Raw genomic sequence first — 24,566 nt, 5'->3', positions numbered from 1 at the left:
CGATGGCGATCGGTGTCCTGCTCGGGATCGACTTCGGCACGTACAACACCGTCGCCATGGTCCGGCGCGGCGACGGTGAGCCCCGTCCCCTCCTGTTCGACGGCTCGCCGCTCCTGCCCTCGGCCGTGCTCCTCGAGGGTCCCGGCGACGTCCTGTCCGGTGCCGACGCCGTCCGGTCCGCGCGGCTGCACCCCGACCGCTTCGAGCCGAACCCCAAGCGGCACATGGCCGACGGCATCGTGCTGCTCGGCGGCCACGAGACCGACGTGGTCGACCTCGTCGCCGCCGTCCTCGGCCGGGTCGCGGCCGAGGCGCGCCAGGTCACCGGGCAGGTGCCCGACCGCGTCGTCGTCACGCACCCGGAGATCTGGGGCACGTCGCGGCTGGGCCGGCTCACCGACGCGGTGCGCAGGGCCGGGCTGCCCGCGCCGAAGCTGGTCTCCGAACCGGTCGCGGCCGCCGCGTACTTCCTCGGCGCAGCCGGAACCGTCGAGCCGGGCCGGTGCGCCGTCGTGTACGACCTCGGCGCCGGAACGTTCGACGCGGGCGTCGTGCGCCGCGGCCCCGACGGCGCGCTGACCGTGCTCGCCAGCGAGGGGCTGCCCGAGCTCGGCGGCCTCGACCTCGACGCCGCGCTCGTCGAGCACCTCGGCCAGCACATCGCGCGCCGCGACCCCGCTGCCTGGGAGCGCCTGCGCCGCCCCGCGACCGTCGCCGACCGCCGCGCCCGCTGGCAGCTGTGGGAGGACGTGCGGCTGGCCAAGGAGTCGCTGAGCCGGCGGTCGCAGACCCTGGTACACCTGCCCTTCCTGGACGAGAGCGTCCCGGTGAGCCGGGAGGAGTTCGAGCGCCTCGCCGAACCGGTCATCGCCCGCACGGTCACGGTCACGCGGGCGGCGGTGCGCGGCGCGGGCGTCCAGCCACCCGACGTCGGCGGCATCTTCCTCGTCGGCGGGTCGAGCCGCGTCCCGCTCGTCGCGACGCTCCTGCACCGCGCGTTCGACCTCCCGCCGACCGTCCTCGAACAACCCGAACTCGTTGTCGCGGAAGGCTCGCTGAGCCTGCTCGACGCCCGCGAGGAGCGCACGCCCGCCGGCGTCACGATGGCCTTGTCGGTGGTTGCGGCCGCACCGCTGGCGTCGGCGCCGTTGTCCGCCGAGAAAACCCATAGGAGACCGCGTGCGGGCCGCGCCTCAGGTCCGATTCTCCGTGATCCCTGGGCGATCGCAGCCGCCCTGGTGCTCGGAGTGCTGGCCGGCGCGGTGGCGACGATGGCCGACGCCGGCGCGGCCACGGCGGTGTTCGCGGCCGCCGTGGTCGCGGTGCTCGTGTACGCCGTGCGCGTGGTGCTCGGCCTCGCCCTCGAGCGTTAGAGGCCACTCACCCCGGAAGGTGCCCGCGCTAGAAGTTGCTCAGTACCGAGGTGAACACCTTGTCCACGCTGGACGGATCGGTCGCGTCGTAGGCCGCCGCGCGTGACACCTTCGCCACCTCCTGCAGCGTCGCCAGGTCGGCGTCGGCGCCGAACGCGATCCCGAAGATGCGCACCGACTCCTCCAGCACCGAGCCGTCGAGGTCGCGCAGCAGCCGGGCCTTGTCGCTGTCGGCCGGGTACTCGTTGTGCCCGTCGGTCAGCAGCACCACGGCGTTGATGCGGCCGGCGTCCAACCGTTGCCGCATGAACGTGTCGGCCGCCCGCGTCGTGTAGTACAGCGCCGTTCCGCCCTCGGCGTTCAGCCCGCGGATCGTCGCGGTCAGCTGCTGCTTCGCGGTGCCGAGCCGCGACATCGGCAGCTGCTCGGTGTACGGCTGTCTGGAGCCGCCGCGCTGGGTGGAGAACGTCCACAGCGCCACCTCGTCGTCGGCGTGCAGCAGGTCCAGGCTCTTGATGGCCGCGGCCTTCGCGGCTTCGAGCTTGCTGATCCCGCCGTACGCCTCCTCCTTCATCGATCCCGACACGTCGAGCACGAGCAGGACGCGCGCCTTCTTCCGCAGGTCGTCCCAGCCGGACAGGATGCGGTCGAGCATCTCGCCGGCCGGCGGCTGCACCACGCTGATCTTCTGTCCGGCGGGGAGCTGCAGGGTCTGCGTCAGCTCGGGGCCGGCGGTGCCCAGGTGGTCGCGGAAGCCCATCGCGGCGAACGCGGCCTGCTGCTCGGGCTTCTGCAGGAACGCGAGGAAGTCGGCGGCGGCCTCCTTCTGCGCGTCGGTGGCCGACGGCAGCACCACGTACGGGTGGTCGAGCATCAGCGTGCCGTCGCGGGGGACCATCGGCACGAGCGGCACCTTCGGCGCCCGGCCGACCACCTTCGGGTCCCCCGTGGTGTTTCCCTTGTTGTAGAGGAACGTCAGCTGCTCCTGGTGCACCACCGCGCTGACGTACGACATCGCGGCGCCCTTGGCGTCGGCCTCGGCGAGGTTGGCGAGGAACGTCACCGCGTCGTCGGTGTAGTGGAGCACCCCGGACTCGACGCCACGGACGAACGTGGTGACGTTCGGCTGTTCGAGGTCGGCCGGTGTGAGCTCGCGCGACAGCCCGGTCGCCGCGTAGTAGGTGGCCACGGTCGCCGCCAGCCCCGACGTGGACAGGTGCGGGTTGTCCTTGCCGAAGGAGAAGCGGCCCCACTCGGGGTGGCCGTAGCGGCCCCAGCCCTGCGGGTCCGACGCGAGGGCCAGCACGTCGCTCCACCCGAACTCGCGGCCGGGCCAGCCGAACGCCTCGGCCATCGGCTTCGGCATCGAGATCACCAAGGGGCTCTGCGCGATCGACGGCGCCTTGACGCCGGCCGGCGGCAGCACGGGCCGGTCGGTGCCGCTCTCCCGGTGGCGGGCCAGCTGCAGCCACAGCGACGAGGTCGGCGCCCACACCTGTGGCCGGGGCGCGCCGTCCCGTTGCTCGTTCCACCCGGAGACGAGCGCCTCCATCGCCGCGCCGGACGTGAGCCGGTGGACGGTCACCGACGCGCACCGGGTGCCGCCGTACAGGGTCTTCGACCCGTTGTACCGGCGCGCCAGGTCGATCATGAGGTCGGCCTTCTCGGTGGACGAGCTGACCTCGATCGGCTCGCATCCCGCGCGCCCGGTGGCGGTCGCCGGCTCCGGGTCGCGGCGGAGCACCACGTATGTCACCCCGACCGCGACGAGACCGACGACCACCGCGACCACCAGCGGCAACCGCGCCCGGTTCCCCGTGCCAACACCCATCGGTGAACTCCGTTCCCGCCCCATGGAGCCCCGCATCCTAACCGGGCCGCACAACAGCGGTCGAACTGCGTGCCCACGCACATTCATCGGTACGCTGTCGGCGTGAGCGAGGACGACAAGATCGCCGCCTGGGCGGCGCTGCTGCGCACGCACGCGGCCGTGCTGCCGAGGCTGGAGAAGGCCCTGTCCCGGGCCGGGCTGCCGATCACGTGGTACGACGTGCTGCTGGTGCTCAACGCCGCGCCGCACCGCCGGCTGCGGATGACCGACCTGGGGGAGCAGGCGGTGGTCAGCCGCGAGCGGGTCAGCCGCGTTGTCGGCGAACTGGAGCGGGAAGGGCTGGTGGAGCGCCAGGCCAACCCCGACGACCGCCGGTCGGCGTTCGCCGCGATCACGGCCGAGGGCCGCCGGCGGCTGCGGGCCGCGGCGCCGGTGTACCTGGCCGCGGTGGAGGAGCACTTCCTGTCCTACCTCAGCGACCGCGAGGCCAGGGTGATCGCCACGGCGCTGTGGCGCGTGCTGGGCACCGAGGAGCACCCGGTCTAACTCATGTGCGCACGCACACAGTTGACGCGCCGACCGCCGCGCGGAAACAATGTGCGTACGCACGCACTTATGGAGGATGTCATGACCACTACCGATCTCACCGCCACCCGCGGCTTCCGGGGCACGATCCTGCCGGTCCCCGGGGTCTGGGACCTCGACCCGGGCCACACCGAGGTCGCGTTCACCGGCCGGCACTTCATGCTCACCAAGGTCCGCGGGCACTTCACCGGGGTCACCGGCACGGTCACCGTCGCGGAGGACCCGGAGGCGTCGACGGTGGAGGTCGCCATCGACATGGCCACCGTCGAGTCCGGCAACCCCACCCGCGACGAGCACCTGCGATCGGCCGACCTCTTCGACGTGGCGACCTTTCCGACCGCGACGTTCCGCAGCACCGCGATCGCGTGGCAGGGCACCGCCGGCACGATGACCGGCGACCTGACCATCCGCGACGTCACCCGCCGGGTCACCTTCGACGTGACCTACGAGGGCTACGCCAAGGACCCGTGGGGCGCCCACCGCGCGGTCGCCTCGGCCCGGACGAGCCTCAACCGCGAGGACTTCGGCATCACCTGGAACATGGCCCTGGAGACCGGCGGGATCCTCGTCTCCCGCGAGGTGCAGCTCGAGATCAACCTCGAGGCCGTCCTGCGCCCCTAGGCCTGCGCGCCGTCCCGGCACCCCCTTCTCCGCCGATCTTGCAGTTGTGGCCTCCCTCAAAACGCGACATGTCCGTAAATAGGGGCGGCCACAACTGCAAGATCGGCGCGCGCCTTGCTGGCGCCGCACGCCTCGACGACGGTGGGGCGGCGGGAGCTCCGTGGCCTATTGACAAAATAGTTTTTTACGTAAAGGCTGCTTTTCGTTATGAGAGACGTCGTCTACCTCGACCGGATCGAGCAGGCCGAGGCCCTGCTCAAGCCACAGCGCATAGAGGTGCTGCGGCAGCTCGCCGAACCCCGGTCCTGTACCGAGGTCGCGGTCGAGCTCGGCCAGACCCCGCAGCGGGTCTACTACCACGTCAAGCGCCTGGTGGACGCCGGCCTGGCCGGCCAGGTGGCCGAGCGGCGGGTGCGGGGGATCTCCGAGGGGATCTACCGCGCGACCGGCCGGTCGTACTGGCTGTCTCCGGGACTGATCGGCCGGATCGGGCTGCCGCAGACCCGCGACCGGCTGAGCCTCGGCTACCTGGTCGACCTGCTGGAGGGCGTCCAGGCAGACATCGCCGCGCTCGACCTGACCCGGCCGGACCTGCCGTCGGTCGGGATGTCCGGTGACATCCGGGTGCGCCCGGAGCACCGGAAGGCGTTCCTCGACGAGTTGCAGCACACGCTGCAGGACCTGTTCACCCGCTACGGCGGCGCCGACGGCGACGCGTTCCGCCTGGCCGTCGCCTGCTATCCCAAGGGAGCTCCCGATGACCGAGTTTGACCTGCGTCTCAGCGCGGTCCTGCCGGCCGCGCCGAAGGTCGTCCACGAGGCGTTGACCGACCCGGCCGCGCTGCGCGTGTGGCTGGCCGAGCACGCCGAGGTCGACCTGCCCCACCGGTACGAGTTCTGGGGCCGCCACACGCCCGACGGCGCCGAGCCGCACCAGCGCGTGCTGCACGTCGACGAGCGCACGCTCCGGCTCGCCTGGACCGTCGACGGGGTCGAGACCATCTCGCAGTTCGAGCTGGCCGACGACGGCGACGGCACGCTCGTCACGCTGAGCCAGAGCGACCTGCCCAGCTTCGAGGACGTCATCGCCGACAGGGCCGGCGCCCGCGGCGCGCTGCAGACGTTCTGGACGCTGGCGATCGCCAACCTCGCCGACTACCTGGCCGGGCGCGACCAGACCCCGAAGTGCGACTTCACGTCGACCGAGCTGAGCGCCTCGATCGTCATCGACGCGGCCCCGGAGGCGGTGTTCGACTCGATGGTCCAGGCCGACCAGTTCATGCGGTGGTTCGGCGCCAGGGTGGACATCGAGCCGTGGGTGGGCGGCCGCTTCGCGATGGGCGGGTTCGAGCTGGACCCCGGCGGCGCCACGTTCGTCGAGTTCGAGCCGGGCCGCAGGGCGACGCTGCGCTTCGCCGACGGCGTGGTCAACAGCTGGGAGCTGGAAGGATCCGACGGGAAGACCCGGCTCACCACGATGCAGAGCGGGTTCGACCCGGCCAACCCGCCGTACCCGGGCTGGGCCGGCTGGCTGGGCGGCCTCGCCGCGCTGCGGCGCTACCACGAGCTGCCGGGGCAGCGCTCGATCTGGCGGAGGATCGAGGTCACCGGGCTGCCCGAGGGCATGTTCGCCCTCGACAGTTAGGAACGGATGCCGTACACCCGCCTCGCGGTGTCGGCGAACACGTCCCGCCTCGTCTCGGCCGGGTACGGGTCCAGCGCCCGCTGCCAGGCCGAGACGAGCGTGTCGAGGTCGGTCCAGAGCTTCTCGATGGGGAAGTTGCTGCCCCACATGCACCGCCGCGGGCCGAACAGCTCCAGGCACGTCGCGGTCACCAGGTCGATGAGCGGCTGGTCGACCCGGTGCACGAACGTGCCCTGCCCGGTCAGCTTGACAACCACGTTGGGCAGGTCGGCGAGCCGCCGCAGGCCCGCCGTCCACGCGTCCACAGTGGACAGGTCGTCGAGCATGCCGGCGTGCACGAGCACGAACGTGGTGTCGGGGAAGTCGGCCACGAACGCGGCCGCGTCGACCATCTGCGGTGTGAACACCTGGAGCTCGAACAGCCAGTCGAGGTCGGCCAGCGCGGCGATGTTGCGGCGGAACGTGGGGTCGTGCATCCGGTCGGGTGCCGAGGCGAAGCGGAACTCGTGCCGGTCGTGCCAGTGCAGTTGCAGCCGCACGCCGCGCACCAGCGGCGTGACGGCCGCCTGGCGCCGCATCACCTCGCGGGCGCCGGGGTCGAACAGGTCGGCACCGCCGATCACGGCCATCGGCCAGCCGGTCTCCGCGTGCACGTCGCGCAGCCAGCGGACCTCGTCCTCGCAGCGGTCGGCCGGCCAGTTCGTCTGCACGTAGACCGAGGCCCCGATGCCGGCCGCGGTGGCCTCCGCGATGTACTCGGCGGCGGGGTAGTCGCGCCGGATCGGTTCGTACGGGCCGAAGATCCGGGGGACCGGCGTACCGGCGAGCCAGAGCAGGTCGGCCTGCCGCCAGATGTGGTGGTGGGCGTCCACAATGGTCATTCGACGTCTCTCCAGGTCCGGTGGGCGGCCCGGCGCGGGCCCGACACGACCGCGGGGAGGCGGCCGACCTCGGCCAGCCCGGTCGCCAGGTCGCGCACGCCGCCGAGGTGGTCGAGGTGGGGGAGGAGCCCGGCCATGCCGCGGGTCAGCGGCCGGTAGGTGGGGGAACAGGCCAGCGGCGACCACCAGACCAGCCGGTGGCCCAGCCGCGAGAGCCGGGCCGCGGCGCCGACCATCGCGGCGCAGTCGCCGCGCTCCAACCCGTCGGAGATCACCACGACGAGCGCGCCGCGGGCGAGCGCGAGGTACCGCGGGTTGCCGAGAAACCGGTGCAGGGACGCGCCGATCGCCGTGCCGCCGTCGGCGTCGGGCACCACGCGCGAGACGGCCGCCAGCGCCGCGTCGACCTCCGGTCCGTCGAGCGCGGCGGTGATCCGGGTCAGCCGGGTGCCGAACGTGAACACCTCGGTGCGCGCCGGTGCGGTGTGCGCCAGCCGCACCAGGTCCGGGGTGTGCTGCCGCAGCGAGCCGGAAACGTCGAGCAGGAGCAGCAGCCGCCGCGGGCGCCGCGGCCTGGCCGTCCAGCGCAGCCGGGTGATCTCGCCGCCGTCGCGGCGGGCCTGGCGCCAGATGCGGGGCAGGTCCAGGCGGCGGCCGGACGGCGCGGGCCGCCGCCGCCGCGACGGGACCGTCGGCAGGCACCGCGGCCAGGCATCGCGCAGCGACCGCATCAGGTCGCGTTGCCGCTCGTCGGTGCGGCCGAACGCGCGGCGGCCGGCGGTGGCGAGCGCGCTGGCGGCCGTTCCCGCACCGGGCCGGGTGTCCATCGTGGACGGATCGGGTCCGCCGCGGTCACCGTGCGCGGGTACCTCGCCCTCCGCGTCCGGGGGCGGTGGGACCGGCACCGCGACGGCCAGCCGCTGGAACCAGGCGTCGAACACCTCGTCGAACGTGGCGAGGTCGGCGACGTCGGTGAGCAGCGTGACGCGGGCGTACCAGTACAGCGCCGTGAGGTCGCGCGGTGCCCGGCCGGCGACCGCGCGCAGGAAGTCGGCCTGCTTCGCGGGCCCGGCGCCGAGCCCGTTGCGGCGCAGCGCGTCGAGGAAGCCCCACAGGTGGTCGGCGGCCGCCCCCTGGGGCCGGATGGCAGAGTCAGTGATGGCCACCCACCTCCCTCAGGTGGGCGTCGACGAGCGCCGTGTCCTCCTCGTCCTTGATGAGCAGCCCGAGCGCGCGGCGCAGCGCGAGCGGCCAGGCGGAGCCGTTGTCGACAAGCGCCGCGGCGCCGCGCGCCCAGTCGACGGTCTCCGCGACGCCGGGCCGCTTCAGCAGCGGCAGCGCCCGGATGCCCTGCACGGCCCGCACCAGCGCGGTCGCCGCGTCCTCGGTGAGCCCGGGCACGTGTGCGTGCAGGATCGCGCGCTCCCGGTCGGCGTCGGGGAACGCGATCCAGTGGTACAGGCACCGCCGCCGCAGCGCGTCGTGCAGCTCCCGCGTGCGGTTCGAGGTGAGGACCACGACGGGAGGCTCCGCGGCGCGGATCGTCGCCAGCTCCGGGACCGTGATCTGGAAGTCGCTCAGGAACTCCAGCAGGAACGCCTCGAACTCGCTGTCGGCGCGGTCGATCTCGTCGATGAGCAGCACCGCGCCGGGCGAGCGCACCGCGCGCAGCAGCGGCCGCCGCAGCAGGAACTCCTCGGCGTACAGGTCGCCGACGTCCTCGCCGCGCGACTCGGCGGTGCGCACGCGCAGCAGCTGCTTCGGGTAGTCCCACTCGTAGAGCGCCTGCCCGGAGTCGAGGCCCTCGAAGCACTGCAGCCGGATCAGCTCCCGGTCGAGCACCCGTGCGAGCACCGGCGCCAGCGCGGTCTTGCCGACGCCGGGCTCGCCTTCGAGGAGCAGCGGCCGCCCGAGCCGCAACGACAGGTGGACGGCCGTGAGCATGCCCTCGTCGGCGAAGTAGCCCTCGCGTGTCAGGAGACCGGCGAGCCGCTCCTCGTCGAGATCGGGCACGGGGATCAGATGAACTCGTGCTCGGTGGTCAGCACGTGCACCCGGCTCGACGTGTGCGCGCCGGCGTCGGCGCCGGCCGCCTTCCCGTCGTCGGACGCGAACGCCGCCGCGCGGGCCTCGTCGTCGTCGAACCACATTTCGTTGACCGCGTCGTACGGCGCGTCCTCGGCCACCGCGACGTTGACCGTGTACTTCCGCAACCCCGGCAGCTTGCGCGCGAACGCGACGTGCTCCTCCAGGATCCAGGTCCTGAAGTCCTCCCTGGACAGTCCCTCGGCGCGCTTGAGCAGCGAGATGAGCTTGACCATTCGTGTTCTCTCCCTACATGTACGCGCGCAGCTCGTCGAGCCCGCGCAGGACCCGTTCCGGGGTGAACGGCATCGTGTCGAGCCGCACCCCGCAGGCATCGAAGATGGCGTTGCCGATCGCCGCGATCGGCGCGTTCGCGGTCATCTCGCCGATGCCCTTGGCGCCGAACGGCCCGCTCGCGGCGGGGCGTTCGAGGATCGCGTTGTGGTAGGCCGGAATGTCGGCCGCGGTGGGCATCAGGTACTCGGTGAAGTCGCGCGGACCGTGGTCGCGGTCGGGGTAGTACGGCTCGGTCGCCTCGAACAAGGCGTGCGACATGCCCATCCAGGCGCCGCCCTCGACCTGCTGGGCCACCATCGCCGGGTTGAGCGCCCGCCCGATCTCGTAGGCGTTGTACATCTCCAGCACCTCGACCACGCCGGTCTCGTCGTCGACCTCGACCACCGCGACCGTGCAGGCGTGCGCCTGGCACGAGTCGGGGTCCATCGCGCCGGTCTCCGGCACCGGGTCGTTCTTCTCCTTGAGGAAGATGCCACGGCCGGAGATGGTGCGCCCGTGGGTGAAGTGCGCCGCCAGCGCGAGGTCGGTGATGTGGATCCGCCTGTCCGGCGCGCCGAGCACCCGGATGTGCCCGGTGCCGTCGGTCTCCAGGTCGGCGGCGTCGACCTCAAGCTCCTCGGCGGCGACGGACAGCATCACCTCGCGCGCCTCGGCCGCCGCCATGACGACCGCGTTGCCGACCCGGTGGGTGCCGCGGCTCGCGAACGTGCCCATGCAGTGCGGTCCGGTGTCGGTGTCGGCGGTGTCGACGAGGATGTTCTCCATCGGCATGCCCAGGGTCTCGGCGGCGCACTGGGCCACCACGGTCTTCAGCCCCTGCCCGAGGTCCACGGAGGACAGCGAGATGACGAACGTGCCGGTGGTGGTGGCGTGGACGAGCGCCTGTGACGGGTCGCCGCCGAGGTTCATCCCGGTCGGGTAGTTCACCGACGCGTAGCCGCGCCCGCGCAGCATCGTCATGGTCGCTCCAGGCTCGACATCCGGCGGTACTCCTCGGGCAGGTCGTGGCCGACCATCTCGGCGGCCTTCTGGATCACCTCGACCAGCGCCGTGCCTTCGGCGACCTTCCGGTGCGCCTTCACGTCGCCGTCGCGGTAGGCGTTGATGAGGCGCAGCCGCAACGGGTCCAGGTTCAGGGCGCGGGCGACGCGGTCCATCTGGGTCTCCAGGGCGAAGTCCGCGATCGTGACCCCGAACCCGCGCATCGCGCTCGACGGCGTGCGGTTGGTGAACACGCAGTGGCAGTCGGCCCGGACGTTGGGGATGCTGTACGGCCCGGGCATGTGCGCCGCCGCCTTCGTGGTGCCGTACGGGCTGTGCCGCGCGTACGCGCCGGCGTCGACGTACAGCGTGATCTGCCGGCCCGTGATGCGGCCGTCGGCCATCACCGCGTCCTTGATGTAGAGACGTTCGGCGGCGCGGGGCGAGGAGACCTGCATCTCCTCGTACCGGCCGTAGACGTACTTGACCGGCCGGTGGGTGAGCATCGCCGCGACGCAGGCGACCGGCTCCACCGCGATGTCGACCTTGCCGCCGAAGCCGCCGCCGACCGTGCCGCCGACGATGCGCAGCTTGTTGAACGGGGTGCCCAGGATCAACGCGGTGTTGTCGAGGGTGAAGAAGCAGGCCTGCGTGTCGGAGTGGATGCGCAGCCGACCGTCGGGCTGCGGCACCACGATGCAGCCGGTGGTCTCGGTGGGCGCGTGCTCGATCGGCGCCGACTGGTACCGCCACTCGAAGACGTGGTCGGCCGTCGCGAAGGCCCGCTCGACGTCGCCGAACCGGATCCGCCGGCAGTGGTGACCCTCGTAGGTGAAGTAGTTGTTCCCCTGGTACTCGTTGACGATCGGCGCGCCCTCGGCGAGCGCCTCCTCGACGTCGAAGACCGCCGGCAGGTCCTCGTAGGTGACGCGTACCCGGGCGGCGCCCTCCAGCGCGGCGGCCTCGGTCTCGGCGACGACCGCGCAGATCGGCTCTCCCCGGTAGCGCACGGTTCCCTCGGCGAGCACCGGTTCGTCGTCGGGCCGCACGCCGATGAGCTTCAGCGGCGTGAAGACGTTGTTCGGGATGTCCTCGTGGGTCAGGACGCGCACCACGCCGGGCACGGCGAGCGCCGCGGACAGGTCGACGCCCACGAGCCGGGCGTGGTGACGCGTCGAGCGGTGCATCTTCAGGTGCAGCAGGTCCGGCGGGTTCACGTCCTCGAAGAACGCGGTGCGCCCGGTGACGTGCCCCAGCGCGTCCGACCGCTGCACCACCGAGCCGATGACGTCGAACGTGCCGGCGCGCTCGTCGGTGAAGTAGGCCTTGTCGATGGGGTCGGTCCTCATGAGCGCCGCCTCCTGTCGGCGGCGTCGAGGATCGCCTCGATGATCGGGCCGTACCCGGTGCAGCGGCACACGTTGCCGGAGATGGCCTCCGCGACGTCGTCGCGGGTCGGGTCGGGGTTGCGGTCGAGCAACGCCTCGGCGGCCATGATCATGCCCGGGGTGCAGAACCCGCACTGGGTGGCGAAGCCGTCGAGGAAGGCGGCCTGCACCTCGTCGAGGCGGTCGCCGTCGGCCACGCCCTCCAGCGTGCGCACCTCGGCGCCGTCGACGGTCTCCACGGCGACCAGACACGCCATCACCGGCCGGCCGTCGAGCAGCACCGTGCAGGTGCCGCAGCCACCCTGCGCGCATCCGCGCTTGGCGGCCGTGAGGCCGAGCGTGTCGCGCAGGCTGCCCAGCAGCGAGGTCCCCGGCGCGGCCAGGAACTCGCGTGGGCGTTCGTTGACCCTGAGGTTCACCACCCGTGACGGCATGTCGTGGGTCCTTCTCTCGCTAGCTGAGGAACGCCCTCCGCAGGTGCACGGGGAGGACCCGGGTGCGGTACCAGGCGCTGGCGTAGCTGTCGTCGAACGGGTCGATGTCGGCGCGGGCGGCCCGTCCCGCCTCGTCGAGGGTCGGCGCGTCGAGCGACCGTCCGATGAGGACACGTTCGGCCGACACCGCGCGCACCGGCCTCGGCGCGACCCCGCCCAGCGCGATGCGGGCCGAGGTCACCGTTCTGCCGGTGGGGCCGTCCGCGGTCTGCACCACCGCGGCCACCGCGACGATCGCGGCGGAGTTCAGCCGGCGGCGCATCGCCTTGCGGTAGAACCAGGTTCCGGTCGCGGGGATGGCGAAGCGCACGGCGGTGACCACCTCGCCGGGTGCGACCCCGGCGTCGAGGACCGTGTGCACGTGCGCCTGCCGGTCGCCGGTCGGGCCGGCGATGTCGACGGTGGCGTCGAGCGCGAGCAGGCACACGGCGAAGTCGCCGTACGGCTGTGGCACGAACAGGTTGCCGCCGATGGTGGCCTGGTTCCGGATGGTGGGGGAGGCGATGGTCCGTACCGCGTCGCGGAGGAACGCCAGGTCCGTACACTCCTCGACCTCGGCCAGCGTGGTCACGGCGCCGGCCCTCACGTGCGTATCCCCGAAAGACAGACCGCCGCAACCGGCCCGGCGGAGGCTGACCAGTTCGGACGCCGCGGCCGACCCCTGGTTGACCTGGGCCATGACGACGGTGCCGCCGGCCATGAGCCGGCCGCCGGCGGACGCGTGGGCGACCGCCGCCGCGACCGAGTCGGGAGTCCGTACCGCCGTGATCATGAGCGCGCCTTCCGACCTATTATCGATAATCGGTTACAGGGACGTTAAGACCGGCCACCCGCACGAGTCAATAGTGTCGATGTGACTACGATGGCCGCATGACCTCCGATGTGCGCCCGCCGCTGCCGTTCCCCCAGGTGACGCCGCCGGTGTCGCGCATGACGCTGGCGCAGCAGATCCGCGAGTCGCTCGTGGTGCGCATCGTGTCGGGGGAGATCCGGCCGGGTGAACGGCTCGTCGAGACCCGGCTCGCGTCGGTGTACGGCACCAGCCAGGCGCCCGTGCGGGAGGCGCTGCGCGAGCTCGAGGCGATGCGGATGGTCGAGACGCGGCCCCGCCGTGGCACGTTCGTGCGGCACTTCGTGCAGGAGACGCTGCGCGAGTGCTACGTCGTGCGGGCCGCGCTCGAGGAGACCGCGACCCGGCTGGCGATGCTGGGCGGCACGATGCCGGTCGCCGCGCTACGCGCCGAGGTGAAGGCCATGCGCGTGGCCGCCCGCACCGGTGACCCCGACGCCGCGGCGCGGGCGAGCGTCGCGTTCCACCGGCACGTGGTCGACGCCGCGCGCAACGAGTTGCTGAAGCTGTCGTGGGAGGCGCTGCGCATCGAGGCGCGCACCTCCGTGACGATGGTGGCCGCCGACGTGAAGCTGAAGGACATCGCCCGCGAGCACGCCGCGCTCCTGAAGACCATCGAGGCCGGCGACCTGGAGACCGCGTGCCGCGAGGCCCGCGACCACCAGTGGCACTACGCCGACCTCCCGCACGACGCGCACGGCCGGGAGCGCCGCCGGGTCAGTTGAGAGGCGCCTCAGTTCAGGCGCTGGGTCAGGTGGACGACGACCTCGTCGCCGTCGGTCTTGCCGATGGCCTTGCGCACGGCGGCGTTGACCGGCAGCTTGTGGGTGCCGTCGCCGAGGGCCATGAACGCGCCGCGGAACGGTACGCCGTCGACCGTGCCGGCGACCTTGACCAGGCCGCGGGTGCCGAAGATCGTGGCGGAGTCGGGCAGCTTGACGCAGGTCCAGGTGTCGCCCTCCTGGACCTTGCCGAGCGTCGCGGTGAACGTGATGTCGAGCGGGCCGGGCATGGTGCGGTCTCCTTCAGACGGTGGCGCCGACCACGGCGCCGATGACGACCAGCTTCACCAGCCAGTCGCCGGTGTGCAGGGCGGCGCGGGCCACCGGAACCCGTTCCCAGACGACCGAGCCGCTGAGGAGCACGAACGGCAGCACCCAGAGTACGAGGCCGAGCAGCGCGCCCGCGCCGACTCCGCCCCGGTCGAGGGCGACCAGGAGCCCGGCGACGAGGCCGGCGGTGATCGCGCTGCGGACGAGCTCGGCCGCGATCTGCCACGGCTCGGGCCGGCCGGAGCCCGGAGCGGCCCCGGCAGGGCCGCCGGCCGCGGGCATGACGCCGTAGTAGACCGAGCTCACGATGAACGCGGCGATGGTTGCGATGCCGATGCCCAGTGCGACCACCGCGCGCCTCCCCATTAGATACTGACCCGTACTTAATACAGCCACGGTACGACGCCGAATTGAGTACTGTCAAGTACGGAATCGGGTGGGATTCAGGCGAGCAGGGTGGTTGCGCGTTCCGTGCGTAGGTGCAGCGTGGTGCGGCCCTCGCGGTGCGTGGCGACCAGGCCCGCCTCCTTGAGCACCGCCAGGTGCTGGGACACCGCGCCCGCGGTGATGCCCAGCCCCGCCGCCAGCCCGCTCGTCGTCTGCGGGGTGGCCAGCCGCGCCAGGATCGCGGCGCGGGTGCGTCCGATCAGGTTGGCCAGCGCCTGCGGCGCCGGCTCCACGGACTCCCACAGCGTGGCGACCCCGCGGGCCGGATACCGCAGCGTGCCCACCGTCGGCGGGTTGGTCGACGCGGTGACCCGCGGCCAGCAGAACACGCTCGGGCACAGCACCAGCCCGTGGCCCCGCACCGAGACGGTGGTCGACGGCGACTGTCGCGGGTGGACGATCAGCTCCTCGCCGGTCCACGCGACGTCGCCGTGGAGGTCGGTGAACAGGTGCTCGAAGCCACCCGTGGCCAGTGCCCGGGCGCGGAAGGCGATGTCGGCGTCGAGCAGGCGCACCATGCGGTCCCAGTGCGGTGCGACGACCAGGTCGTGGCACTGGCGCAGGGCGGCGGCCACGAGCGGCAGCCCGGCGCGGGGGTCGTCGTGGAAGCGTCGGGCCGGCTTCGAGGTCAGGCGGGCCGTGTCGTCGCGGGCGTCCGCGGGTGACGTGGCGCGCACGGCGCGCAGTTCGTCGTCGAGGTCCGGCAGGCGTGAGGTGGGTGCGGGCATGAGGAAGCCGGGCTTGAACCCGTCGCGGCCGACGAGCGCGCGCAGCAGCGGCAGGTGCTCCACTGTGGACAGTCGCGGGCCGGCCCAGCGCACCCACGGCAGGTGCACGGCGTGCACGCCCGGGCGGATGAGGGCCGCCAGCGCCATCACCGTCTCGTACACCGGCGAGATCGCGAACCGCACCCGCGCCAGCTCCGCGCCGGGGAGCTGGATGCGGATCCTCACCATAGCGAGTCTGTCAGATCGTGCGGCGCAGCGCCGTTTCCACGGCGTCGACGAGCGGGTCGCCGTCGGTGCGGGGGTGCCGGGCCAGGCCGAGCTCCACGTCGGGCAGCGTGGGGAGCGCGTCGTGGCACGCCATCGCCGGCTCGAGGTTCGTGGGCAGCAGCGCGGCGACGCCGAGGCCGGCCCGCAGCGCGGCGAGCACGCCGACGAGGGTGTTGCTCTCGAACGCGACCCGCCACGGCCGCCCGCTGCGTTCCAGCGTCTCCAGCGCCGAGGTGCGCCAGGCGCAGGTGTTGGAGAACAGCACCACGGGCAGCGGGTCGGCCGACACGTCGACGCCCTGCCCGACGGCCCAGACGAGCGGGCGGCGCACCGTCCAGCGGGGCGGACCGGGCAGGTCGGGCACCTCGTCGAGCACGAGGTGCACGCGGCCGGCGTCGAAGGCCTCCCGCGCCGCGGCCCGCGACCCGCTGAGCACCTCCAGCGTCGCGCCCGGGTGCAGGCGGGCGAGGTCGGCGAGGGCCTGCGGGAGGTGCGACATCGCGAGGTCCTCGAGCAGCCCGACGCCGCAGTGGCCGCTCAACGCGCGTCCCGTTTCCGTGAGCGCCTGTGCGGACAGCGCGAGGATGCGGTCGGCGTACGGCAGCAGCTCCTCGCCCGCCCGCGTCGGCGAGACCCCGGACGGCGAGCGGTGCAGCAGCGGCCGGCCGACCACGCCCTCGAGCCGGCGCAGCTGCTGGCTGAGCCCCGGCTGGGTCTGGCCGAGCGCTGTTGCCGCGCGGCTGATGCTGCCCGCCCGTACCGCGGCGACGAACGACCGCAGCAGCCCGATCTCCAGCTCCCTACCCATAATCATTGATTATGCCATCCACAACGAGATAACCAGTTCCTATGGCGTCGCGGAGCACCTAGCGTCGGACGGGTGACCGGATACCGGCAGGTGCTCGCCCTCCCCGGGATGGCGTCGCTGTTCGGGGTCTCGCTGATCGCCCGCACCGCGATCACGTCCGACGTGATGGCCCTGACCCTCTACGTCGTGCTCGGCCTCGGCCGCAGCTACGCGGCGGCGGGCGGCGTCGTCGCGGCCCTGACCGCCGGCGTCGCGATCGGCGGGCCGCTGCTCGGCCGCCTGATCGACCGGCGCGGGCTGCGGACCGTGCTGGTGGCCACCGTCGTGGTCCAGGCCGTCTTCTGGCTCAGCGTGCCGGCGTTGTCCTACGGGACGCTGCTGGGCGCCGCGTTCGCGGCCGGCCTGCTGATGGTGCCGGCCCAGTCGGTGACCCGGCAGGCGATCACCGCGTCGACCCCGCCGGCCCGGCGCCGGGCGGCGTTCGCGCTGGAGGCGGTGCAGGGCGAGCTGTCCTACATCGTCGGCCCGGCGGTGGTGATCGTGTGCGCGGCGGGCGCGTCCCCCGGCGCGGTGGTGTGGGGCGTCGGCGCCGCGATCGTGGCCGGCGGAGCGGGGCTGGCGGTGCTGAACCCGCCGGTGCGCACCCGGGAGGAGCTGGCGGTGCCGCTGGCGCGGGCCGCGCGGCGTGCGCCTGCAGCGCGGCGGGGGTGGCTGGGTGCCGGGATGGTCGCGGTCCTCGTGATGGGGTTCGGCACCACGATGCTGCTCGCGGGCGTCGACCTCGCGATCGTCGCGGTGCTCCGGGAGTCCGGCCAGGTGTCGTGGGCGGCCGTGGTGGTCGTGGTGTTCGGGGTGGCGTCGGTCGTCGGCGGACTGGTCTACGGCGCGCTGGCCCGGCCGCTGCCCACCTGGCTGCTCCTCGGCTCCCTGGGCCTGGTGACCGTGCCGGCCGGCCTCGCCCACCACTGGGCCTGGCTGTGCGTCGCCGTCGTCGCCGCCGGGCTCCTCACCGCGCCGACCCTCACCACCGTGGCCGACGCGGTGAGCCGCCTCGCGCCGGCCCGCGTGCGGGGCGAGGCCACGGGCCTGCAGTCCTCGGCGCAGAGCGCCGGTTTCGCGCTCGGTGCCCCGGTCGTCGGCGCGGCGATCGACCTGTCCGCACCCGCGGGCGGCTTCGCGGCCGCCGGGCTGGCCGGCGTCGCCGCCGCGCTCGTGGGGTACCTGCTGCTCCGCCGGGCACGTATGAACATCATCGGCGCGGATGATGTTCATGCGTGTCCGGTCGCGTCAGGCGCGGCGCCAGGTCCGGGCCGCGAGGTCGACCTCGAGCAGGTCCGGCAGGCGCAGGCCGGCCCAGAACCCGCCGGGGTCGGCGAGGCCGACGGCCGCGGCCAGCCACACGGTCATCGCCATGCCGTGGGTCGCGATCACGAGGGGACGTGCGCCCGCCTCCCGTAGCCAGAACGACACGCCCGCGTCGAACCGGGCCGCCACGAGCCGCCGCGGCTCCCAGCCGGGGTGGTCGTCACCGTCCACATAGGAGCGTCGGCGGGCGCGGTAGTCGCCGTGGAACGGCTCGTCGCGGGTCACCTCGACGAAGCGCGGGTCGGTGCGCACCGGGCCGGCCGGCTCCAGCGTCTGCCGGGCCTTCGGCTCCGTGCTCGACACCAGCACGGCGTGCGGGGGAAGGGCGAGCGCCCGCGCCGCCGCCCGGCCGGCGGGGTCGAGGTCCCACCGGTCGGGCGGCACCTGCGCGTCGACCGCCGGCATCGCGTGCCGGACGAGGAACACCTGCCGGAGGACGCGTCTCACGGGTCGTACGGCAGGGTGACCGTCACCGTCGTGCCCGTCGGTCCACTGTCGACGCCGACGTCGCCGCCGTGGCCGCGGACGATCTCGGCCACGATCGCCAGCCCCAGGCCGCTGCCGGTGCTCGACTCCGCCCGCACGAACCGCTCGAACACGTGCGCGGCCAGGCCGTCCGGGATCCCGGGTCCCCGGTCGGCCACCGCCACCGTCGCCGCGCGGGGGCCCGGCGCGAGCGAGACGCGCACCGCGGCGTCGGGTGGGGTGTGCGTCCGGACGTTGGCGAACAGGTTGGTGAACACGCGGCGCAACGCCTCCTCGTCGCCGGTCACCGTGCACCGGTCCGGCGCGTCCAGGTCCGTCGGCCGGTCCGGCTGCGCGGCGAGGGCGTCGACGAGCGCGTCGCGGACCACCGCGACCAGGTCCACCGGCTCCCGCCTGAGCACCGGTTCGGCGTCCAGGCGGGCGAGGTACAGCAGGTCGTCGACGATCGTCGCCATGCGGGCGGCCTCGTCGTCGGCGCGCCGCAGCACGTCGGGACGCGCGTCGGGCGGCACCATCCCCTTGCGCAGCAGCTGGAGGTAGCCGCGCACGGCGGTCAGCGGCGTGCGCAGCTCGTGCGAGGCGTCGGCGAGGAACACGCGCAGCCGCTCCTGCGACCGTTCGGCGTCGGCCAGCCCCAGCTGGATGCGCGTCAGCATGCCGTTGACCGCGACGGTCAGCCGGCCCACCTCCGTGCCCGGCGGCGCGTCGGTGGGCACGCGCCGGTCGAGGTCGCCGGCCGCGATCGCGCCCGCCGTCGCGGTGATCTCGTCGAGGGGACGCAGGCCGCGGGCGAGCAGCACGCGGGCGAACAGCCCGAGCAGCACCAGCACGACCGCGCCGGTGATGAGCTCCACCGTCGCGAGCCGCCGGACCGTGTCGCGCACCGGGTCGAGCGGGATCGCCACCACCACCGTGGCCCCGCCCGACCGCACGCTGACCATCCGGTAGCCGGCGACGGTCACCGCCGGCGAGACCCGGCCGTCCGGCGGCGCGTCGGGCGCGTCGGCGAGGAACGTGCCCGGTGCCAGGTCCTCCGGACCGGCGAGCCGCCCGACGTGGCCGGCGGCGGTCCGGAACTCCACGACGTACCCGGCCGGCGCGATCACGCCCCGCAGCGCGTCCGCGCGCCCGTCGGAGGTGTCGACGAACGCGACCCGGTCGCCGGCCAGCGTCGCCGCGGCGCGCAGCTGCTTGTCGGTCCGCTCGATCAGGTACGCCCGGAGCGCGACCACCCCGACGACCCCGGCCACGACGAGCGCCACCGCGGTGAGGCCGAGGATCGCGAGCGCCAGGCCGCGGCGCAGCGGCAGGCGGTTCACCCGCCCGTCCGCAGCGCGTAACCGAAGCCCCGCGCGGTCGTGATGACCGGCGGACCGTACGGCGCGAGCTTGCGCCGCAGGTAGCCGATGTAGGTGTCGACGACGTTCGATCCGCCGTCGAAGTCGCAGCTCCAGACCTCCGCCAGGATCTGCGTGCGCGTGAGCACCCGTCCCGGGTTGCGCATCAGGTACCGCAGGAGCCGGAACTCGGTCGGTGACAACGGAACCGGCGTTCCCGCCCGCCGCACCCGGCAGGCGCCGTCGTCGAGCTCGATGTCGGCGAAGCGCAACACGCCGGCGGTGCCGTCCCCGTCGTCGGGGCGCAGCCGGCGCAGGACCGCGCGGACGCGTGCCACCAGTTCGTCGACCGAGAACGGCTTGGTGACGTAGTCGTCGCCGCCGAGGGTCAACCCCATCACCTTGTCGCGGGGGGCGTCGCGGGCGGTGAGGAACACGATGCCCGCGGTGAGGCCGGCGGACCGGAGCCGGCGGCACACGTCGATCCCGTCGCCGTCGGGCAGCCGGACGTCGAGCACCACCAGGTCGGGTCGCACGCCGGTGGCCACCGCGACGGCCTCGGCCGCGGTGGCCGCGGTGCTCACCGCGAACCCGTGGAAGCGCAGCACCGTCGTGAGCATGTCGAGGATGTTCGGCTGGTCGTCCACCACCAGCACCCGGGTCTGACCGTTCATCGCACCGGACATCCCACCACGCGAACTTGGGAGTTCCATGAGAACCGGCCTACCGGGTCAGCACGACCAGCCCGAGGCACATCTCGTCGGCGGTCCCCTCGCCCCACACGACGTACCGCGGCGGGGTGTCCTTCAGCGCGGGCAGCTGCGCGCGCAGTGACGCGTCGTGGGTGCAGGTGACCCGGAGCGTGTCGCCGGCCTTCAGCGGCAGCGGCTCGGCCAGCGGCCGCAGCGCCTGGTCGTCGAAGTCGTAGGCGGGAACGTCGAGCAGCGTCCGCGCGCCGGGTGTGCCCGGGTTGAGCTCGATCCTGATCGACCGGCCGAGCAGGTGCATGTGCCCGCCGAGCGCGTGGACCGTGCCCGGTCTCGTGACGGTGCGGTCGCAGTGCTGGGTGCCGCCCGGATCGGGTGGCCCGCACAACCGTTCGAGCCCGGAGAGCACGCGCTCGGCGGGGCGGCCGAAGCGCTCCGTCACGTCGGCGACGGCCCGCTCGCGGTCGCACAGGTCCCCGGTCTCACCGGCCGCGCACGGCAGCTCCACCGGCGCCGCCAGCCGCATGCTGCCCAGCGCCTGGAACCCGGGGCCGCCGTCGCTGAGCCGCAGCCGGACACCCGAACGGTCGGACCCGCCGCCGCCGAGCAGGTTGTAGTGCACCTGCATGACCAGGAGGCTGCCGGCCGGCATCGCGTAGCCGAGCCGGTCGCCGAGCAGCGTCTCGGTGCCGCCCGGCGCCCAGGTCGCCACCCACGTCGCCTCCTCGCCGACCCCCGAGTTGCCGAAGCAGGTCCAGCCCGGTCCGTCGTCGCGGGTGTCGACGTCGCGTGCCTGGCCCGCGTCGCCCGGGTCGATCCGGAAGAAGATCGCGTGGTGGACGATCGCGGCGTTCTGCGGCTGGAACTGGCTGCCCATGAGGTAGGCGCCGGCGGTCAGGCCCGGGTCGACGAGGAAGCACCGGTACTCGTCGTTGCCGCCGCGTGGCGCCTTCGGCGTGTACGCCTCCGGCATGCTCAGCTCGACGAACCGTTCACCCGCGCGCAGCGGCGCCGGCGGTGGTGGCGGCGCGCTGCCGTGCGCGGTGTGACCGTCGTGCGGCCGTGGCGCCGCCGCGGGCTCCCCGGATCCGCATGCGGTGAGCAGCATGGCCGGGGCGAGCAGAGCCGCCCCGAGCACACGTCGCTTCATGGGTCCTCCCGTCGTCGGTTGCGGTCACCGTAGGGGCCGCACCCGCGAGAACCCGCAGAGTCAGATGAGAGTTCGATGGCAGGTGAGGTCGCGTGCCGGCGGCACCCCGTCGCGGAGGTAGGCGTTCACGTGACCGTCGACGCAGGCGTTGCCGTAGTTGGCGTAGACGGCGTGGATGCGGGCCCCGTCGAGCGTGAGCATGCGGGAGCCGGCCATCGCCCGGTGCATCGCGGTCGCGGCGGCGTAGGTCGTGGCCGGGTCCCCGGTCGACTGCACGATCAGCGCGGGCACCCGGTTGCGCACGTCGGTCGGCCGTTCCCGCGGCGGGGTGGGCCAGAACGCGCACGGGTTGAGGTTGCGGACGAGTGGGGCGAACAGCGGCTCGTCGCGCCGGTGCGCCTCGATGTCGCGCCAGTAGGTCTCCGGGTCGCGGGGCGCGGCCCGGTCGGCGCAGACGATCGCCGCCTGCACGCTGCCGTAGTGCGAGTCGCCGCCGGTGGTGATGAACGCCAGCTGCTCGGCCAGGGCGGGCGTCGGCTCGGCCGACCCGTCCAGCGCGGCCCGGCGCAGGACCCGCAGGGTCGCGGCGAGCTCGGCGTTGGCGGCGTCGCGGTCGTCGTAGAGGCCGGAGAACACCAGGGCCGGCACGAGGGTGTCGTCCGCTGTGTACGGTCCGACGCGCAGCGGGGTGCGCGCCGCGGCCCGGTCGGTCGCCAGGACGGTCGCGACCACCCGGTCCGGCGTGGCGCCGAGGCCGTACTCGTGGTGGCGTTCGGCCGCCCAGCCGGCGAAGTCGCGCAGGGCCGCGGCGGTGGCCGGTCCGTTCTTCCGCAGCAGCCGCGGTCCGAACGTGTCGGGATCGACGGCGCTGTCGAGCACGACGCGGTCGGCCCGGTGCGGGAACAGCTGCGTGTAGACCGCGCCGAGGTACGTGCCGTACGAGTACCCGAAGTACGACAGCTTCCGTTCGCCGAGCGCGGTCCGGATGACGTCCATGTCGCGGGCCGTGTTGCGGGTGCTGGCGTGGGGGAGCAGGTCGGGACTGCGGTCGGCGCAGCGTCGCGCGAGGTCGGCCTGCAGCGCGGCCGTCCGGTCGAAGGACCCGCGGTCGTGTCCGGCCGACCGGATCCAGGTGCCGGTCGGCCACCCGCAGTCGAGCGGGGTGCTGCGGCCGACGAACCGCGGGTCCATGCCGACGAGGTCGAAGCGCGACCGCGCCACGTCCTGGCCCGCGAGGAGCAGCGGCATGTCGATGCCGGTGCCGCCGGGTCCGCCGCTGTTGAGCAGCATCGCGCCCACCCGGCGGGCCGGGTCGGTGGCCTTCAGCCGCGAGATCGCCACGGTGATGGTCCGCCCGTCCGGGCGTGCGTGGTCCAGCGGCACGGTGACCTCGGCGCACTGCGCCCCGGCCCGGTCGAGCTCCTGTCCCACCCGGTCGTCGGGACCGGTGGCGCAGGCGTGCCAGGTGAGCGCCGGCCCCGGTCGGGCCAGCGCCGGCGTGGCGCCCACGGTCGCGGTCACGGCGACGGCGGCCACGAGGACGAGTGTTCTCCGCACGGGTGTTCCCCCTCGACATCGATGACGGTGCACCCGACGCTAGGGAGGCCCGACCCCGCGGTCACTGACGCTGGCTGGCGTATCGATGGTGGCGCAGACCCGACCACGTTACGGTCGGGCGATGGACACCGACCGGCAGCGGAGCGTCTGGAACCGGTACGCGCCGACCTACGACCGGCAGATCGCGTTCTTCGAACGCGTCCAGTTCACCGGCGGACGCGAGTGGCTCGGCGCCCGCGCGCGGGGGCGGGTGCTCGAGGTCGCGATCGGAACCGGGCGGAGCCTGCCGTTCTACCCCGCGGACGTCGACCTCACCGGCGTCGACCTCAGCCCGGAGATGCTGGCGATCGCGCGGCGCCGCGCCGCGGAGGAGGGTCGCGCCGTCGCGCTCGTCGAAGGGGACGCCGAGCGGCTGCCCGTCGACGACGCGTCGTTCGACACGGTGGTGTGCGCGCTGTCGCTCTGCTCGATTCCCGACCCGGCCGCGGCGGTCGCGGAGATGCGCCGGGTGCTGGTGCCCGGTGGGCGGCTGCTGCTGCTCGACCACGTCGCCAGCACGTGGCCCCCGGTGCGGGCGGCGCAGTGGCTGCTGGAGCGCGTGACGATCCGCACGGCGGGGGAGCACTTCACCCGGCGTCAGCTGCCGCTGGTCGAGGCGGCCGGGTTCGAGGTCGTCGAGGTCGAGCGGCTGAAGGCCGGCACCGTGGAACGGATCCACGCGATCCACCCGAACCGGGTACACACGGAGTAGCGACGGACAGGTATATTCACCGTCAACGCAGTATCCACATAGGAGGGTCGCGTGGTCGGCGACGAGGTGGCACCTCGCGGTATCGATGTCACCAGGCCGAACGTGGCCAGGGTCTACGACTACATGGTCGGCGGCAAGGACCACTTCGCGATCGACCGGATGGCGGCCGAGCGGGCGTTGCAGATCGCGCCCGACGCGAAGGAGGCCGGCCGGGCCTGCCGGGCGTTCCTGCGGCGGGTGGTGCGGTTCCTGGCGGCCGAGGCCGGCATCAAGCAGTTCCTCGACATCGGTTCGGGGCTTCCCACCGCCACCAACGTCCACCAGGTCGCCCACGACGTCGACAAGACGATCCGCACCGTCTACGTCGACCACGACCCGATGGTGCTGGTGCACGGCCGGGCGCTGCTCGCGAACGAGTCCACCACCACGGTGATCGAGGCCGACATCCGGCGGCCGGAGGAGATCCTCGAGCACCCCGAGGTGCGCGAGCGCATCGACTTCACCGAGCCGGTCGGGCTGCTGCTGTTCTCGATCCTGCACCACGTGCACGACTCCGAAGACCCGGCCCGCATCGCCAGAACCCTGCGCGACGCGCTGCCGTCGGGCAGCTACCTGGGGATCATCCACTTCTGGAACCCCGCCGAGGAGCACCCGCGCATCTCGGAGAAGGCGCTCGAGGCCGAGCGGCTGTTCAACGAGACCATGGGCACCGGCCGCTGGCGCCGGCGGGAGGAGATCGCCGCCTACTTCGGCGACTTCGAGCTGGTCGAGCCCGGTCTGGGCCCGCTGGCCGACTGGCGCCCCGACGGCGAGGACCCCTCGGCGCAGACCGACACCCGCTACACGATGATCGGCGGCGTCGGCCGCAAGCCGTAGCCGC

At 73.4% G+C, this 24,566-nt stretch carries 26 protein-coding genes and 1 pseudogene; 9 read left to right on the top strand and 18 right to left on the bottom strand.

The genetic code is table 11. The features are described 5' to 3' along the window. Positions 1–2: 2 nt before the first annotated feature. The gene (locus Voc01_RS30710) at positions 3–1,373 is read left to right on the top strand and encodes an Hsp70 family protein (protein WP_203931095.1); all 1,371 of its coding nucleotides are present in this window, start codon (positions 3–5) and stop codon (positions 1,371–1,373) included. Between the two features lie 28 nt (positions 1,374–1,401). Here the strand turns inward: Voc01_RS30710 and Voc01_RS30705 are convergent, their stop codons facing one another. Further along, complete coding sequence (locus Voc01_RS30705) at positions 1,402–3,204, bottom strand: substrate-binding domain-containing protein (protein WP_203931094.1); 1,803 nt, start codon at positions 3,202–3,204, stop codon at positions 1,402–1,404. Positions 3,205–3,306: 102 nt separating this feature from the next. Between Voc01_RS30705 and Voc01_RS30700 the strand changes: the two genes are divergently transcribed. The 4 genes from Voc01_RS30700 (at position 3,307) to Voc01_RS30685 (ending at position 6,055) form a co-directional block, all read left to right on the top strand. Continuing rightward, entirely contained in the window at positions 3,307–3,750 is a 444-nt protein-coding gene (locus Voc01_RS30700) for a MarR family winged helix-turn-helix transcriptional regulator (RefSeq protein WP_203931093.1), read from the top strand. 81 nt (positions 3,751–3,831) lie between these two features. Beyond that, positions 3,832–4,410: a YceI family protein gene (locus Voc01_RS30695; protein ID WP_203931092.1), complete on the top strand. Its 579-nt coding sequence runs from the start codon at positions 3,832–3,834 to the stop codon at positions 4,408–4,410. 207 nt (positions 4,411–4,617) lie between these two features. Further along, the gene (locus tag Voc01_RS30690; protein ID WP_203931091.1) at positions 4,618–5,181 is read left to right on the top strand and encodes a winged helix-turn-helix domain-containing protein; all 564 of its coding nucleotides are present in this window, start codon (positions 4,618–4,620) and stop codon (positions 5,179–5,181) included. Further along, positions 5,168–6,055 (top strand): SRPBCC family protein, encoded by an 888-nt coding sequence (locus tag Voc01_RS30685; RefSeq protein ID WP_203931090.1) that lies wholly within the window; start codon positions 5,168–5,170, stop codon positions 6,053–6,055. Before Voc01_RS30690 ends, Voc01_RS30685 begins: the two co-directional genes overlap by 14 nt. Here the strand turns inward: Voc01_RS30685 and Voc01_RS30680 are convergent. The 8 genes from Voc01_RS30680 to Voc01_RS30645 are packed head-to-tail and all read right to left on the bottom strand — an operon-like array spanning position 6,052 to position 12,953. After that, on the bottom strand, positions 6,052–6,936 hold the full coding sequence (locus tag Voc01_RS30680) for an amidohydrolase family protein (protein WP_203931089.1): 885 nt from the start codon (positions 6,934–6,936) through the stop codon (positions 6,052–6,054). The genes Voc01_RS30685 and Voc01_RS30680 overlap by 4 nt on opposite strands. Then, the gene (locus Voc01_RS30675; RefSeq protein WP_203931088.1) at positions 6,933–8,102 is read right to left on the bottom strand and encodes a vWA domain-containing protein; all 1,170 of its coding nucleotides are present in this window, start codon (positions 8,100–8,102) and stop codon (positions 6,933–6,935) included. Before Voc01_RS30675 ends, Voc01_RS30680 begins: the two co-directional genes overlap by 4 nt. Further along, positions 8,089–8,949 carry an AAA family ATPase gene (locus tag Voc01_RS30670; protein WP_239160587.1) on the bottom strand — a complete coding sequence of 287 codons (861 nt, stop codon included), beginning with the start codon at positions 8,947–8,949 and terminating at the stop codon, positions 8,089–8,091. The genes Voc01_RS30675 and Voc01_RS30670 overlap by 14 nt, the downstream gene beginning before the upstream one ends. A 5-nt stretch (positions 8,950–8,954) precedes the next feature. Continuing rightward, entirely contained in the window at positions 8,955–9,257 is a 303-nt protein-coding gene (locus Voc01_RS30665) for an EthD family reductase (protein ID WP_203931087.1), read from the bottom strand. 13 nt (positions 9,258–9,270) lie between these two features. After that, complete coding sequence (locus Voc01_RS54175) at positions 9,271–10,278, bottom strand: xanthine dehydrogenase family protein molybdopterin-binding subunit (protein WP_203931086.1); 1,008 nt, start codon at positions 10,276–10,278, stop codon at positions 9,271–9,273. Then, complete coding sequence (locus tag Voc01_RS54170; RefSeq protein WP_203931085.1) at positions 10,275–11,648, bottom strand: xanthine dehydrogenase family protein molybdopterin-binding subunit; 1,374 nt, start codon at positions 11,646–11,648, stop codon at positions 10,275–10,277. Before Voc01_RS54170 ends, Voc01_RS54175 begins: the two co-directional genes overlap by 4 nt. Continuing rightward, complete coding sequence (locus Voc01_RS30650) at positions 11,645–12,121, bottom strand: (2Fe-2S)-binding protein (RefSeq protein WP_203931084.1); 477 nt, start codon at positions 12,119–12,121, stop codon at positions 11,645–11,647. The genes Voc01_RS54170 and Voc01_RS30650 overlap by 4 nt, the downstream gene beginning before the upstream one ends. A gap of 19 nt (positions 12,122–12,140) precedes the next feature. Further along, positions 12,141–12,953 carry an FAD binding domain-containing protein gene (locus Voc01_RS30645; RefSeq protein WP_203931083.1) on the bottom strand — a complete coding sequence of 271 codons (813 nt, stop codon included), beginning with the start codon at positions 12,951–12,953 and terminating at the stop codon, positions 12,141–12,143. Between the two features lie 98 nt (positions 12,954–13,051). Here Voc01_RS30645 and Voc01_RS30640 point away from each other — a divergent pair, with 98 nt between their 5' ends. Continuing rightward, positions 13,052–13,756, top strand: coding sequence for a GntR family transcriptional regulator (locus Voc01_RS30640; RefSeq protein ID WP_203931082.1), 705 nt, complete (start codon positions 13,052–13,054; stop codon positions 13,754–13,756). Positions 13,757–13,764: 8 nt separating this feature from the next. Here Voc01_RS30640 and Voc01_RS30635 read toward each other — a convergent pair whose 3' ends face one another. The 4 genes from Voc01_RS30635 to Voc01_RS30620 form a co-directional block, all read right to left on the bottom strand. Continuing rightward, positions 13,765–14,043, bottom strand: coding sequence for a DUF1905 domain-containing protein (locus tag Voc01_RS30635; protein ID WP_203931081.1), 279 nt, complete (start codon positions 14,041–14,043; stop codon positions 13,765–13,767). 13 nt (positions 14,044–14,056) lie between these two features. Then, positions 14,057–14,434 carry a DUF1761 domain-containing protein gene (locus Voc01_RS30630; protein ID WP_203931080.1) on the bottom strand — a complete coding sequence of 126 codons (378 nt, stop codon included), beginning with the start codon at positions 14,432–14,434 and terminating at the stop codon, positions 14,057–14,059. 92 nt (positions 14,435–14,526) lie between these two features. Further along, positions 14,527–15,483 carry an ArsR/SmtB family transcription factor gene (locus tag Voc01_RS30625; RefSeq protein WP_203931079.1) on the bottom strand — a complete coding sequence of 319 codons (957 nt, stop codon included), beginning with the start codon at positions 15,481–15,483 and terminating at the stop codon, positions 14,527–14,529. Positions 15,484–15,496: 13 nt separating this feature from the next. Continuing rightward, complete coding sequence (locus Voc01_RS30620; protein WP_203931078.1) at positions 15,497–16,333, bottom strand: LysR family transcriptional regulator; 837 nt, start codon at positions 16,331–16,333, stop codon at positions 15,497–15,499. A gap of 72 nt (positions 16,334–16,405) precedes the next feature. Between Voc01_RS30620 and Voc01_RS30615 the strand changes: the two genes are divergently transcribed. Beyond that, positions 16,406–17,791, top strand: coding sequence for an MFS transporter (locus Voc01_RS30615; RefSeq protein WP_203931077.1), 1,386 nt, complete (start codon positions 16,406–16,408; stop codon positions 17,789–17,791). Here Voc01_RS30615 and Voc01_RS53330 read toward each other — a convergent pair. The 5 genes and pseudogenes from Voc01_RS53330 to Voc01_RS30595 form a co-directional block, all read right to left on the bottom strand. Then, positions 17,759–18,103, bottom strand: a pseudogene (locus Voc01_RS53330) (histidine phosphatase family protein); the annotation flags it as partial. The gene Voc01_RS30615 and the pseudogene Voc01_RS53330 sit on opposite strands and share 33 nt — an antisense overlap. 38 nt (positions 18,104–18,141) lie before the next feature. Next, positions 18,142–19,503 carry a sensor histidine kinase gene (locus Voc01_RS30610; RefSeq protein ID WP_203931076.1) on the bottom strand — a complete coding sequence of 454 codons (1,362 nt, stop codon included), beginning with the start codon at positions 19,501–19,503 and terminating at the stop codon, positions 18,142–18,144. After that, entirely contained in the window at positions 19,500–20,195 is a 696-nt protein-coding gene (locus tag Voc01_RS30605; protein ID WP_203931075.1) for a response regulator transcription factor, read from the bottom strand. Before Voc01_RS30605 ends, Voc01_RS30610 begins: the two co-directional genes overlap by 4 nt. Positions 20,196–20,244: 49 nt before the next feature. Then, positions 20,245–21,378 (bottom strand): monooxygenase, encoded by a 1,134-nt coding sequence (locus tag Voc01_RS30600; protein WP_203931074.1) that lies wholly within the window; start codon positions 21,376–21,378, stop codon positions 20,245–20,247. Between the two features lie 60 nt (positions 21,379–21,438). Next, the gene (locus Voc01_RS30595; protein WP_203931073.1) at positions 21,439–22,935 is read right to left on the bottom strand and encodes an alpha/beta fold hydrolase; all 1,497 of its coding nucleotides are present in this window, start codon (positions 22,933–22,935) and stop codon (positions 21,439–21,441) included. A gap of 121 nt (positions 22,936–23,056) precedes the next feature. Here Voc01_RS30595 and Voc01_RS30590 point away from each other — a divergent pair, with 121 nt between their 5' ends. Continuing rightward, positions 23,057–23,686 carry a class I SAM-dependent methyltransferase gene (locus Voc01_RS30590; protein WP_203931072.1) on the top strand — a complete coding sequence of 210 codons (630 nt, stop codon included), beginning with the start codon at positions 23,057–23,059 and terminating at the stop codon, positions 23,684–23,686. A gap of 51 nt (positions 23,687–23,737) precedes the next feature. After that, positions 23,738–24,562 (top strand): SAM-dependent methyltransferase, encoded by an 825-nt coding sequence (locus Voc01_RS30585; protein WP_203931071.1) that lies wholly within the window; start codon positions 23,738–23,740, stop codon positions 24,560–24,562. Positions 24,563–24,566 lie beyond the last annotated feature (4 nt).

The sequence above is a fragment of the Virgisporangium ochraceum genome (genome assembly GCF_016863655.1).
Taxonomy (GTDB): Bacteria; Actinomycetota; Actinomycetes; order Mycobacteriales; family Micromonosporaceae; genus Virgisporangium; species Virgisporangium ochraceum.
Note: the sequence above shows the minus strand (reverse complement) of the source record. Positions and strands in the feature narration are given on the sequence as shown.